Below are 12,947 nucleotides of genomic sequence, written 5' to 3'. Positions count from 1 at the left end.
AACCGGGCCTGACGAACGGGGTGTCGAGATGCGTGTCGAACTGTCCGGGGTGACCCTCGACGTCGAGGTGAGCGGGGAGGGACCGGTCGTGCTGCTCGTGCACGGCTTCCCCGACAGCCACCGTCTGTGGCGGCACCAGGTCGAGGTGCTGAACACGGCCGGTTTCCGGACGGTCGCCCCCACCCTGCGGGGCTTCGGCGCCTCCGGCCGTCCCGAGGGCGGCCCGGCGGCGTACCACCCGGCCAAGCACGTGGGCGATCTGCTGGAGCTGCTCGCCCTGCTGGGGATCGACCGCTTCCACGTGGTCGGTCACGACTGGGGCTCGGGAGTGGCGCAGGGAATCGCGCAGGTCGTTCCGGACCGGGTGCTGAGCGCGACGCTCATGTCGGTGGGCAACCTCGCGGCGATCCTCGACGCCGGGTGGGAGCAGCGGCAGCGGCTGTGGCACGTGACGATGTTCCAGCACGAAGGGCTCGCCGAGGAGTGGCTCTCCCGTGAGGACTTCGCGCATCTGCGCGACATGCTCGGCGAACACCCGGACAGGGAGGCGGTCCTGGAGGAGCTGCGCGCTCCGGGCGCGCTGACCGCCGCCCTGAACATCTACCGGGCGGGCCTGCCGGTCGAGGTCCAGCTGGCCCCGCCGGCGGCCCTCCCCCCGTTGACCGTCCCCGTCATGGGCGTCTGGTCGACCGGCGACCGCTTCCTGACCGAGCGGCAGATGGTCGGCACCGCGGAGCACGTGACCGGGCCGTGGCGCTACGAGCGGGTGGAGGACGCGGGCCACTGGCTCCCCCTGGACCAGCCGGAGAGGGTCGGCGAGCTGCTGCTGTCCTTCCTCAAGGACAACGGCTGAGGACCGTCGCGAAAGGCCGCGGACGCTGCGGGCGCCCCGGGTGATCCGGGGGGGGCCGGACGCGTGGGGCGAGGACCTTCACCTCATGCGACCGCGGCAGGGACGCCCCGGGCCGGTGCCGGCCCCGGGCGGCGGGCCCGCAGAAGACCCGTGTCCCTGCTCCGGCCCCGCCTCACCTCCGCCAGAACAGGTGGTGGACGACGCCGCTCGCGGCGGGCACGACCTCCAGGTGGAAGCGGTCCAGCAGTTCCTCGGGCGACTCCCACAGCCGGATCCCGGAGCCGAGCTCCACCGGCGCGACCGCGATGTGCATCGTGTCGACGAGGTCCGCGTCGAGGAACTGCCGGACGGTGCCGACCCCGCCGCCGAGGCGCACGTCCTTGCCGTCGGCCGCCTTCCGCGCCCGGTCGAGGACGGTGGCGGGGTCGCCGTCGACGAAGTGGAACGTCGTGTCGGAGAGGGTGATCGAGGGGCGCTCGTGGTGGGTCAGGACGAAGACCGGCGTGCGGAACGGAGGCTCGTCGCCCCACCACCCCTGCCACGCGTGGTCCTGCCAAGGCCCGCGCTGGGGACCGAACTTGTTGCGTCCCATGATCTCGGCGCCGATGTTCCGGGCGAAGTCCCGCGTGAAGTAGTCGTCGAGCCCCCGGCTCCCGCCGGCGTCCGTGCGCATCGGCCAGCTCGCGGTGGCGCCGGCCCACGCGAACAGGCGCTCGGCGTGCGGGAGGCCGAACGGGTTCTCCAGACTCTGGCGCTCGTCGGGACCCGCCCCGATCCCGTCGCTCGACACGTTGAAGTTCATGACTCTCAGCAGCTGTCCCATGCGTCTCTCCTCCGTCGGGTCCTGTCGCGTCCGCGTGCGGCGCGGTGCTCACACCCGTACGTCGAACGGGACGCGTCGGAATCGACGGCGAAGGAGAGAGAACGGCTCCTCCCGACGGCGCGGAGACCCGGGCCCGCACGAAGCGGACCGGTCACCGGCCCTCGCCGGAAGCGCGCGAGGCCCCCTAGCCCGTCGCGACGGCCGTCCGCAGGGGCCACGTGGAGTCGACGACCGCCTGCGCGTCGCCCTTGCCGCGCAGGAAGGCCTGGAGGCCCTCGGCCCAGACGCGGTACCAGCCGATCTGACGCTCGTGCAGCTCGGCCGGGTCCAGGTCGGCGATCTGCGGGTGCCGCTCGGCTATCGCCACGGCGACCCGGACGGCGGCGAGCGCGTCGGCTGCGGCCTGGTGGGCGGTTTCGAGCACCACGCCGTACTCCCCGCAGACCGCCTCCAGGGTCCGCTTGCCGCGCCGGTAGCGGTCGACGGCCCGGTCGATGGTGTACGGATCGACGACCGGACCGACGGCCGCCCCGCCGAGCCGCTCCTCCAGCGACGGCAGCCCGTGGCGGCGCAGCTCGGCGGCGAGGAGCGTGAGGTCGAAGGAGGCGTTGTACGCGACGACCGGGACGCCGTCCTCCCAGTAGGCGGCGAGGGTCGTCGCGATCTCGTCGGCGACCTCGCGGACCGGCCGGCCCTCGGCCGCCGCGCGCTCGGTGCTGATGCCGTGGATCGCGGCGGCCTGGTCCGGGATGCGGACGCCCGGGTCGGCGAGCCAGTCCCGCCGCCGCTTGACCTGTCCGCCGCCGTCGACCTCGACGATCGAGGCCGTGACGATACGGGCCTCCAGCGGTTCGGTGCCGGTCGTCTCCAGGTCGAAGCCGACAAGGGTCGCGCCGTGCCAAGCCATCGAATCCTCCTTGCGTGATCTCCCCCGTGGTGCTGACCACCCTCGCACGCACCACTGACAACGTCCCCGGTCGCCCCCGGGGGCGGGTCAGGAGACCGGTCGGGAGTCGAGCCAGACCGACTCGAATTCTTCCCGGTACGTCTCGAAAAGTCCGTGATCTCCGTCACGGGTGGACTGTCCGTGCCGGACGACGTTCCGTCCGCCGCCGCGCAGGACGAGGACCGGCGCCTCCATGCCCCGGGCCCGGCGCAGGTACGACTGGACGACGCCGACCCCGTCCGGCCCGTCGCCGTCCACCAGGTAGGCGGTGAAGCGCGGGGTCTCGTCGAAGACGTGGATCTGGAAGGCGCCCGGATCGCGCAGTTTCGAGCGGACCCGGCGCATGTGCAGGATGTTCATCTCGACCGAGCGGCTCAGCTCGCCCTTCCTCAGTCCGAGTTCGCGCTCGCGGCGCTTGACGGCGCTGCTCGCGGGGTTGAGGAAGAGGAGCCGGGTCCGGCAGCCGGACTCGGCGAGCCGGACCATGCGGCGGCCGGAGAAGTTCTGCACGAGCAGGTTGAGGCCTATGCCCGTGGCGTCGAGGCGGCGGGCGCCGCCGAAGAGGTCCTCGGCGGGCAGCTGCCGCTGCAGCCGGACCCGGTCGGGGTGGACGGAGACGACGTCCGCGTACCGGTCGCCGACGAGGTCCTCGACCGCGTCCACGGGCAGCCGGTCGGCGGAGGGCACCCCGGCGCCGCCGCCGAGGATCTCCAGGATGCGGGCGGAGGCCCGCTCGGACTGGGCGAGGACGGTCAGCGAGAGGGCCCGGTTGCGGGAGACCACGTTCCGCGTGACCTCCAGCTCGTCGAGGGCGAGCTCGACCTCGCGCCGGTCGTCGAAGTAGGGCTCGAAGCAGGGCCAGTGCTGCACCATCAGCTCGCGCAGCTGCGGCAGCGTGAGGAAGCTCAGCACGTTGTCGTCGGCCGGGTCCAGGAGGTAGCCCTTGCGCCGGGAGACCTCGCGGACGGCGACGGCCCGCTGGACCCATTCCTGGCCGGCGGGTCCGGCCGCGGCCACCACCCACTCCTCGCCGTGCACCGGTTCGTACACGGGCCGCAGGACGGCGGCGACCACGGCCCGCAGCCGCTGTTCGACCAGATTCAGCCAGATGTAGGCGCGGCCGGCGCGCTGGGCCCGGGTGCGGACCTCGCTCCAGGCCTCGGGCCCCCAGTCGAGCTCCGCCCCGATCTCCACCGGCCGCCCGACGGCGACCGCGCCGGGCGGCACGGCCGTGTCCGGCGGCAGGACGACGCCCGGCGGCACGGTTGTGCCCGGCGGCACGGCCGCCCCGGACGGCGCCTCTGCGGGGTCGGCCGGGCCCCCTTCGTGACCCGCGTCACCTGGGGGCAGCTCCAGACCTCCCGAGCTCACCCGCACACCGCCTTCTGCTCCCGGACACCCGTTCCGGCGGACAGGATGACCATGTGACAACGATCAAGGAAGGGTACTCCGCGAGCGGGAGGCGGTGCAGCAGGATCGTCAGGCTGCTTCCTCAACTCCCCAGATCGGGCTGTCCGTTCTGGGAGGCGAGATCGGCCGGAGTGAGCGGATTCATAGCGGTTACGTCCCTGGGCGCGAGCTGGAAGCCCTGCCAGTGGACCGGCATCGGCTGCTGGTCCTCGTCCCGGGCGATGTGGTGGAACCCGATGTTGACCCACACGGACGGTTTGGTCAGGGTCTCCCCGTTGACCCACTTGTCCACGCTGTCGCCGGCGCCGGCCGCGCAGCCGCCGATGTTGTTGCTCGCGAACTTCTCGCAGGCCCGGGACTGGGTGAAGTAGACGTCGTGCTTGGTGAAGCCGCGGCCCGCGTGGGTGTCGGTGTGGCCGGGCACGATCTCGTACGAGCGGGCGTGGCCGTCGGCGTTCTTGCCGGTGCCGCTGACCACCCGCCACCAGCGCATGTTGTGGGCGTCGCCGGCGAGTTCCTTGGTGACGACGGTGCGCTTGGTCTTCACGGTGGGCCCGCCGCCGCCCGCGGGGGGCGCGGTGACGGTGGAGTCGAACTGCTCGATCCGGTCCTTGGTGGAGCCGTCCAGGCCGAAGTCGAGCTTCCAGAAGACGTTGTGGGCGTGGCTGGTGGCGTAGCCGCGGGCGCCCTTGCCGAGGGGCCAGCTCCGTCCGTCGGTGGCGTTGTAGTCGACGGGCGAGAGGCTGCCGGTGGCTCCGACGTTGGCGCCGATGGTGCCGTCGGCGGTGAAGCGCCACTCGGTGATGTACTCGTACCAGCCGACCTTGTTGACGGTGTAGACGAGCAGGTCCTTGGCCTGGGCCTGCCAGACCTTGGAGCCGTTGTCGCTGGCCATGCGGTACGCGTGTCCGCGCGCCCGCGTGGTGGTGCACAGGCCCTTGACGTCGCCGACGTCGGCCACCTTGACGGTGGTGAGGGTGCCGCCGGGGCACTCGGCCGGCTTGAGGTTCTGCAGGCCGTAGCCGAAGCCGGCGCCGGTGAGGTCGTCGTACTCGGCGCCGCCGTCGTCGTACGGCACGTGGATCTGGGCGAGCCGGGCGCTGTTGAGGACGGGGATGGGCGCGGTGGCGCCGGGCGGCTGGTAGGTGACCCGGTCGAGCGTGAGCCCGGCGTCGGTGTCGTACCGCCAGCACATGCGCCAGGTGGTGCCGCCGTCGAGCTTCTGTGTGATGCGGTACGCGGCCGAGCAGTCGGGCACGGCGGGCGCCGTGGCGGTCGAGGACGGCGGGTTGGGTGCGGCGGTGGCGCCGGTCGCGGGACCGGCGGCGGCCGTGGCGGTGCCGAGCAGGACGGCGGCGGTCAGGACGGCGCCCCGCTCGCGGGTGAGCCGGTTCCGGATTCGCTGGGTGGGCATGGGGACGTACTCCCTCGTACGTGTCGTGAGGCTGTGGAGTGGCCGGGCCGGTGGTCAGCCGACGCGGGTGACGGTCCTCGCGGAGAGGTCGACGATCAGGTTCCGGGTGTCGATCCAGGCCCCGTTGAGGACCTTGGTGACGAGCCGGACGCACCGGTGCTCCCCGCAACGGGCGAGCCGCTCGGGCACGTTGCCCTCGCGGTAGGTGCGGTAGACGTCGCCGTTGAACCACAGCTGCTTGCTGGAGGTCAGCTCCTTGCCGGTGGCGTCCTCGTAGTCCTCCTTGACGCCCTTGCCGAGCGGGCTCGCGAGGATGAGCTCCAGGGCCTCGCGCAGCTCCTCGGGGTGGGCGGAGGGCTGGACCCCGCGCTGTGTCCCGGACCTCTCGACCTTGCCGGTGTCGAGGTTGACGGTCTTGGTGACGAGCTCGTCCCGCCCGTAGTCGTAGAGGCGGACCTCGGCGCGGCGCGAGGCGTCGCCTGGGACCGGGTCGGCGAGCCGGGTGCCGAGGCGCTGGGGGCCCCGGCCGCCCGTGACGTCCTGCTGGGCGGAGGCGGCGGGCGGGTTCAGCGCCAGCGCCTCGGCCCGGGCGAGCTCGTCGTCCGTGAGCGGATCGCCGCCGACGCCCTTCTTCCCCTCGGCCGCGGGCGGGACCACGGTGGCCGGCTGCGGCGCGGAGCCCGCTGCCCGCTCTCCCGCCTCCCCCTGCCCGGTGGCGCCGGCCGGGCCTCCGCCCGTCGCCGCACCCGCGGCTCCGGCTGCTCCGGTTGCTCCGGTTGCTCCGGTGGTTCCGCCGGTTCCGGCGGAGTCGTTCGCTCCTGCCGCACCCGGCAGGCTGATCGCGACCGCGACGGCGGTTCCCGTCACCGCCATGGCCGCTCCGGCCACCACCTTCCCCAGGTGGCGGCGCGCTATTTCGTACACACTTCCCCCTCTGTCCCCCTCTTGGTCTGCGGTCACCCGGTAGGACGGGGCGAAGTCCTAGGAGGTTGCCACTCTTTCGGGCAGGATCTGGCCGAAGAAGAGCTATGAAACCCGGACAGAAGAGGAAGAGTCGTATCCATGCAGGTCTGGCCGGGACAGGCGTACCCCCTGGGCGCCACCTATGACGGAGCAGGAACCAACTTCGCGGTCTTCTCGGAGGCCGCCCACAGGATCGAGCTGTGTCTGCTGCACGACGACGGCTCGGAGACGGCGGTGGAACTGCGAGAGACCGACGCGTTCGTACGGCACGCCTATCTGCCGGGCGTGATGCCCGGTCAGCGGTACGGGTTCCGTGTGTACGGCCCGTACGCGCCGGAGCGCGGGCTGCGCTGCAACGCGGCGAAGCTGCTGCTCGACCCGTACGCCCGCGCGGTGTCCGGGCGGATCAAGTGGGGCGAGGCGGTCTACGGCTACCCGTTCGGGCGGCCCGACGCGCGCAACGACCTCGACTCGGGTCCGCACACCATGACCTCGGTCGTGGTCAACCCGTACTTCGACTGGGGCGACGACCGGCGCCCGCGCACCGAGTACCACCACACGGTGATCTACGAGGCCCACGTGAAGGGCCTCACGATGCTGCACCCGGACCTCCCGGAGGAGCTGCGCGGCACGTACGCGGGGCTCGCGCACCCGTCGGTCATCGGCCATCTGAAGGACCTGGGCGTGACCGCGCTCGAACTGATGCCCGTTCACCAGTTCGTGAACGACCACCGGCTGGTGGACGCGGGGCTCTCGAACTACTGGGGCTACAACACGATCGGCTTCTTCGCCCCGCACAACGCCTACGCGTCCTGGGGCGACCGGGGCCAGCAGGTGCTGGAGTTCAAGTCGGCGGTCCGGGCGCTGCACCAGGCGGGCATCGAGGTCATCCTCGACGTGGTCTACAACCACACCGCCGAGGGCAACCACCTGGGTCCGACGCTCTCCTTCCGGGGCCTGGACAACCCCTCGTACTACCGGCTCGCGAACGACCGCCGGTACCACACGGACACCACCGGCACCGGGAACTCGCTGCTCATGCGCTCCCCGCACGTGCTTCAAATGATCATGGACAGCCTGCGGTACTGGGTGACCGAGATGCACGTGGACGGCTTCCGCTTCGACCTGGCGGCCACCCTGGCCCGCCAGTTCCACGAGGTGGACCGGCTGTCCTCCTTCTTCGACCTGGTGCAGCAGGACCCGGTGGTCAGCCAGGTGAAGCTGATCGCCGAGCCGTGGGACGTGGGCGAGGGCGGCTACCAGGTGGGCAACTTCCCGCCGCTGTGGACCGAGTGGAACGGGAAGTACCGGGACTGCGTGCGGGACCTGTGGCGCGGCGAACCGCGCACCCTCGCCGAGTTCGCCTCCCGGCTGACCGGCTCCTCCGACCTGTACCAGGACGACGGGCGGCGCCCGCTCGCCTCGGTCAACTTCGTCACCTGCCACGACGGCTTCACGCTCCGGGACCTCGTCTCGTACAACGACAAGCACAACGAGGCGAACGGCGAGGGCAACCGGGACGGCGAGAGCCACAACCGCTCCTGGAACTGCGGGGTGGAGGGCGAGACCGAGGACGTCGGGATCGCCGAGCTGCGCGCCCGCCAGATGCGCAACTTCCTCGCCACGCTGATGCTCTCGCAGGGCGTGCCGATGCTCAGCCACGGCGACGAGTTCGGGCGGACGCAGGGCGGCAACAACAACGCGTACTGCCAGGACAACGAGGTCTCCTGGGTGCGGTGGCCGAAGGAGAACGACGACGCGGACGCCACGCTCCTGCGGTTCACCCAGGCGATGGTCCGGCTGCGCCGGGACCATCCGGTCTTCCGGCGCCGCCGCTTCTTCCACGGCAGGCCGGTGGAGGGCACCCACGACGAACTGACCGACATCGCCTGGTTCACGCCCGAGGGCGAGGAGATGACCTCCCGCGACTGGCAGGCGGCGCACGCCCAGGCGCTGACCGTCTTCCTCAACGGCAACGCCATCTCGGAGCCGGGCATGCAGGGCGAGCGGATCGCCGACGACTCCTTCCTCCTGATGTTCAACGCCTCCTCGAAGGAGTTGGAGTTCGCGGTGCCGGACAGCCACGGGCGCTGCTGGCGCATGGTGGTGGACACCTCGGACCCGGAGGGCATGCCGCCCCGGGAGGGCCCGGAGCTGGCGGGCGGCGAGCGGGTGACGCTGGCGCCGCTCAGCCTGACCGTGCTGCGCCGACCGGCCTGAGCCCTCCCCGTACGGGGCCGGGCGACCGGTCCGAGTTCCCGTACGGGGTCAGGCGACCGGCCCGAGTTCCCGTACGGGAGGGGTGGCCCGGACCGCCCAGGACAGCACCGCGCAGGCCACGGCCGCTCCCACCGCCACCGCGAAGGCGGCGGGGGCGCCGTGGCCTTCGGCGAGCCGGCCGGAGAGGGCGAGGGCCAGGGCCTGGCCGCCCACGATCCCGCTGGTGAGGAAGGCCATGGACTCGGCGAGCCGGGTGGCCGGCACGGTCCGCTCGGTGAGTCCGAAGACGGTGATCAGGTGCGGGGCGTAGGCGGCGCCGAGGACGACGACGACCGCGTACAGCGCGGCCAGGGAGTCCACCAGGAGCAGCGGCGCGGAGAGGACGACGAGGCCGGCGGTGGCGGCGCGCCAGCGGGTCGTGAGTCCGATCCGGGCGGGCACGGCGGCCGTGGAGAGGCCGACGGCGGCGCTCATGACGCCCATGGCCGCGTAGACCAGCCCGGCCTGGGCGGGCGCGCCCAGCTCCTCGGTGAGGGCGGTGATCCCGGCCTGCGAGGCGCCGAACATGGCGCCCTGGAGGGCCATCGTGCCGCGCAGGGCGTACGCGGACCCCGGCAGCCGCGTCCGTTCGGCGGCACCCGTACGGGTGGACGCGTCGCGCTTCGGCTCCGTCGCCCGGGCCGTCGGGTGGAGGGCGAAGGCCGAGCCGCAGCCGGCGAGCAGCAGCGCCGCCAGGAGGAGCGCGGCGGCGGGGTGGGCGAGGGCCGCGGCGAGTCCGACGAGGGCCGGGCCGAGGACGAAGGAGATCTCGTCGAGGGTGCCCTCGAAGGAGAGCACCGTGCCGACGAGCCGGTCGTCCGCGCCGGAGCGGCGGGCGAGGGCCACGGAGCGGCTCCGGGCGAGCGGCCCGATCTGCGGGACGGTGGCCCCGGCGAGCGCCCCGAGCGCCATGAGCGGGCCGGTGGCGATCCCGGCGAGGGCGGCGAGGACCAGGGCGGTGACGGCGACCGCGTTGGCGAGGGAGGCCGCGAGGACGATCCCGCGCTGGCCGTGCCGGTCGGCGAGCCGGCCGATGACGGGTCCGGCGACGGTCTGGCCGGCGGCGAGCGCGCCGCCCGTGAGGCCCGCGGTGGCGAGCGATCCGCTGGTCTCGGCGACCAGGAGCAGGCTGCCGAGCTGGCACATCGCGGTGGGCAGCCGGCCGAGGAAGGAGACGACCGGCAGGGCCGGGCCGAGCAACGAGAGGGTGGCGCGGTACGTCCTGAGCATCACGCGAACGTAACGCGATGCACTCGAACGGGTGCATGGGGCGATGACACAGAAGCCCTCCAGCGGGGTACGTACGTTCGCATGACGCCCATTCCACCCACCTCGACCTACCGGTTGCAGCTCCAGCCGGAGTTCCCGTTCGCGGCCGCCGAGCGGGCCGTGCCGCATCTGGCCGGCCTCGGGGTCTCCCATCTGCACCTCTCCCCCGTCCTGGAGGCGGTGCCCGGTTCGACCCACGGCTACGACGTCACCGACCACCGCTCGGTCCGGGCCGAACTGGGCGGCGAGGAGGGGCTGCGGGCCCTGGCGGCGACCGCGCGGGCGCACGGCCTCGGGCTCGTCGTGGACCTGGTGCCCAACCACATGGCCGCCTCCCCGCGCCACAACCACGCGCTGCGCGCCGTGCTCCGCGAGGGCCCCGACTCGCCGTACGCGCGCTGGTTCGACATCGACTGGCGCGCCGGGGACGGCCGGGTGCTGCTCCCCGTGCTGCCCGCGCGACTCCCGGAGGTGCGGGACCGGTTCCGGGTCTCCGGCGGGTCCCTGCACCTGGACGGCCAGGAGTTCCCGCTCCGCGCGGGCACCGAGGGGCTGCCGCTCGACGAGCTGCTCGACGCCCAGTGGTACCGGCTCGGCTGGTGGCGGCTCGCCCGCACCGAGCTCGACTACCGGCGCTTCTTCACCATCTCGGACCTGATCGGGGTGCGGGTGGAGGACCCCGAGGTGTTCGCGGCGAGCCACGCGAAGATCGTGGAGCTGGTCGCGGACGGGGTGGTCGAGGGGCTGCGCATCGACCACCCGGACGGACTCGCCGATCCGCAGGGGTATCTGGAGGACCTGGCGGCGGCGACCGGCGGGCGGTGCTGGACGGTCGTCGAGAAGATCCTCACGGGGTCCGAGACGCTGCCCGCCGCCTGGCCGGTCGCGGGCACCACCGGGTACGACGCGCTGCGGCAGCTCGACGGCGTCTTCACCGACCCGGTGGGCGCCGACGAACTCGCTGACGTCTACCGGGAGTTCGTGGGGAAGGCCGGGGACCGGGGCGGTCGCTGGGAGGCGACCGCGCACCGCGCCGCGTACGAGGTGGTCGGCCACGACCTGGCCGCCGAGACGGCCGCGCTGACCCGGATCGCCGGCCGGATCTGCGCCGCCGACCCCGAGCTGCGGGACCACGCCCCCTGGGCGCTGCGCACCGCGATCCGGGAGCTCCTCGTCCGGGTGCCCGTCTACCGCCCCTACCGGACCGGCGGCGAGGAGGTGCTGACCCCGGAGGCGGCACGCGGCGCGAAGGCCGCGTTCGCGGTGCCGGAGGAGGCGACGGCGGTCGACGTCGTACGGGACCTGGCGCTCGGGAGACGGGGCGACGGGCCCGAACACCGGGCGTTCCGCGCACGGTTCGCGCAGACCTCGTCCGCACTGCGGGCCAAGTCCGTGGAGGACACCGCCTTCTACCGGTACGCCCCGCTGCTCTCCGCGAACGAGGTCGGCGGCGACGCGGGCCGTCCGGCGGTCGCGGTGGAGGAATTCCACGCGTACTGCCTGCGGATCGCCCGGGACTGGCCGGACACCGGCACCGTGCTGACCACGCACGACACCAAGCGCAGCGCGGACGTCCGGGCCGGGATCGCGGTGCTCGCCCAGTGCCCGGAGGTGTGGACGGAGCTCCTCGCGGAGGTCGCCGGGGTGCCCGCGCCCGATCCGCACGTGGCGTGGACGGCCTGGCAGACGGCCTTCGGTTTCGGCACCCCGGACCCGGACCGGCTGGTTCCCGCGATCCTCAAGTCCGTGCGGGAGGCGGGGCTCCGGACCAGCTGGACGGAGCCGGACGAGGAGTACGAGCGGGCGGTGGCCGAGTTCGCGGCGGCCGGGCCCGGCCGGATCCCGCTCCGGACCGTCTCGGAGGCGGCCTTCGCCCTGGAGCCGCACATCCGGGCGCACGCGCTCGGGACGGCGCTCGCCCAGCTGACGATGCCGGGGGTGCCGGAGCTGTACCAGAACACGGAGCGGGAGTACCGGGCGCTCGTCGACCCGGACAACCGGGCGCCGTTCGCGGTCGGTCCGGAGGACGAGCGGACCGCCCTGGTCCGGGCGGCGCTGCGGCTGCGGCGCGCGCACCCGAAGGCCTTCGGAGCGGCCGGCACGTACGTGCCGCTGGCGGCGGAGGGGCCGGCGGCCGCGCACTGCCTGGCCTTCGCCCGCTCCGGCCGGGTGGTCACGGCCGTGACCCGGCTCTCCCTGCGGCTCGCCCAGACGGGCGGCTGGCAGGACACGGAGCTGGTGCTGCCCGAGGGGCGGTGGGTCGACGCGCTCGACGGGGTGCGGGAGTTCACGGGCGGTCCGGCGACGGAGGTGAAGCTGGCGGAACTGTTCGCGGAGCGGCCGGTGGCGCTGCTCGCCCGGCTGGAGTGAGCGGACCGCCGCGCCCGTGGCAAGCTGATGATCATGACAAAGGATCAAACGGGCCGGCTCATAGGCGGTGCCTTCGGGCTCGTGTTCGTCCAGGCCAACGTGACCACCCTGCCGACGGCGGTCGCCGCACCGCTGCGGCTGCTCGCCCTCGCGGCCTTCCTCGGCCTGGTCCTGTTGGGGCGCCGCGCCGGCCGGGCGGCGCCGTCGGCCGCCGCGGCCGAGGGCACCCGGTTCGGCCGGCGTTACTGGTACGTGGTGGCGGCGGAGGTCCTCGGCCTCGCGGCCGGGCTCCTGGTGATCAGCCGCGTGCTGCACGCCCCGCAGGCGTCCGTGGGCTGGATCGCCTTCGTGGTCGGCGTGCACTTCTTCGGCCTGGCGGTGGCCTGGCGCAGACCCGCGCTCCATGTGCTCGCCGCCGCGCTCACCGCCTGCGGGGCGGCGGGCCTGGTGCTGGCCGCGCTCGACGCCCCCGTCACCGCCGTCCGCGTGACCGCCGGGATCCTCCCCGGCGTCCTTCTGCTGGTGTCGGTCTGGTGGCCGGGCCGTACGGACCCGGCCGCGCCGGCACCCCTGGTCGGGAGCGGGACGCTCGGGTGACCTCGCACGTGGTGCGCTCGGAGCCGTCGCCGGACCCCGGGTG

General features: G+C 73.4%; 10 protein-coding genes. 4 read left to right on the top strand and 6 right to left on the bottom strand.

Features of this window, described 5'->3' with window-relative positions; genetic code table 11:
* Positions 1 to 28: 28 nt before the first annotated feature.
* Positions 29 to 853, top strand: a complete 825-nt coding sequence (locus ACZ66Z_RS24310) for an alpha/beta fold hydrolase (protein ID WP_469937235.1) — start codon at positions 29 to 31, stop codon at positions 851 to 853.
* A 172-nt stretch (positions 854 to 1,025) separates the two neighbouring features.
* Here the strand turns inward: ACZ66Z_RS24310 and ACZ66Z_RS24305 are convergent, their stop codons facing one another.
* The 5 genes from ACZ66Z_RS24305 to ACZ66Z_RS24285 all read right to left on the bottom strand — a co-directional run bounded on the left by ACZ66Z_RS24305 (position 1,026) and on the right by ACZ66Z_RS24285 (position 6,370).
* Positions 1,026 to 1,676: a dihydrofolate reductase family protein gene (locus ACZ66Z_RS24305; protein WP_469937233.1), complete on the bottom strand. Its 651-nt coding sequence runs from the start codon at positions 1,674 to 1,676 to the stop codon at positions 1,026 to 1,028.
* 184 nt (positions 1,677 to 1,860) lie between these two features.
* Positions 1,861 to 2,583: an exonuclease domain-containing protein gene (locus ACZ66Z_RS24300; protein ID WP_469937231.1), complete on the bottom strand. Its 723-nt coding sequence runs from the start codon at positions 2,581 to 2,583 to the stop codon at positions 1,861 to 1,863.
* Between the two features lie 87 nt (positions 2,584 to 2,670).
* Positions 2,671 to 3,993, bottom strand: coding sequence for an SAV2148 family HEPN domain-containing protein (locus ACZ66Z_RS24295; protein ID WP_469937229.1), 1,323 nt, complete (start codon positions 3,991 to 3,993; stop codon positions 2,671 to 2,673).
* Positions 3,994 to 4,114: 121 nt separating this feature from the next.
* Positions 4,115 to 5,446: a copper amine oxidase gene (locus ACZ66Z_RS24290; protein WP_469937227.1), complete on the bottom strand. Its 1,332-nt coding sequence runs from the start codon at positions 5,444 to 5,446 to the stop codon at positions 4,115 to 4,117.
* Between the two features lie 54 nt (positions 5,447 to 5,500).
* The gene (locus ACZ66Z_RS24285; protein WP_469937225.1) at positions 5,501 to 6,370 is read right to left on the bottom strand and encodes a Tat pathway signal sequence domain protein; all 870 of its coding nucleotides are present in this window, start codon (positions 6,368 to 6,370) and stop codon (positions 5,501 to 5,503) included.
* A 138-nt stretch (positions 6,371 to 6,508) separates the two neighbouring features.
* Between ACZ66Z_RS24285 and glgX the strand changes: the two genes are divergently transcribed.
* Complete coding sequence (gene glgX / locus ACZ66Z_RS24280) at positions 6,509 to 8,629, top strand: glycogen debranching protein GlgX (RefSeq protein ID WP_469937223.1); 2,121 nt, start codon at positions 6,509 to 6,511, stop codon at positions 8,627 to 8,629.
* Positions 8,630 to 8,677: 48 nt separating this feature from the next.
* Here the strand turns inward: glgX and ACZ66Z_RS24275 are convergent, their stop codons facing one another.
* A complete protein-coding gene (locus ACZ66Z_RS24275; protein ID WP_469937221.1) occupies positions 8,678 to 9,898 on the bottom strand; it encodes an MFS transporter in 1,221 nt (406 codons plus the stop codon).
* A 90-nt stretch (positions 9,899 to 9,988) separates the two neighbouring features.
* Here ACZ66Z_RS24275 and treY point away from each other — a divergent pair, with 90 nt between their 5' ends.
* Both treY and ACZ66Z_RS24265 read left to right on the top strand, forming a co-directional pair.
* On the top strand, positions 9,989 to 12,307 hold the full coding sequence (gene treY / locus ACZ66Z_RS24270; protein WP_469937333.1) for a malto-oligosyltrehalose synthase: 2,319 nt from the start codon (positions 9,989 to 9,991) through the stop codon (positions 12,305 to 12,307).
* Positions 12,308 to 12,340: 33 nt separating this feature from the next.
* Positions 12,341 to 12,904 carry a hypothetical protein gene (locus ACZ66Z_RS24265; RefSeq protein WP_469937219.1) on the top strand — a complete coding sequence of 188 codons (564 nt, stop codon included), beginning with the start codon at positions 12,341 to 12,343 and terminating at the stop codon, positions 12,902 to 12,904.
* Positions 12,905 to 12,947: the final 43 nt, after the last annotated feature.

It is taken from the genome of Streptomyces sp. NPDC107498 (genome assembly GCF_055582805.1).
The sequence above is the reverse complement of the archived record's forward strand: the minus strand, read 5'-3'. Positions and strand labels throughout refer to the sequence as shown.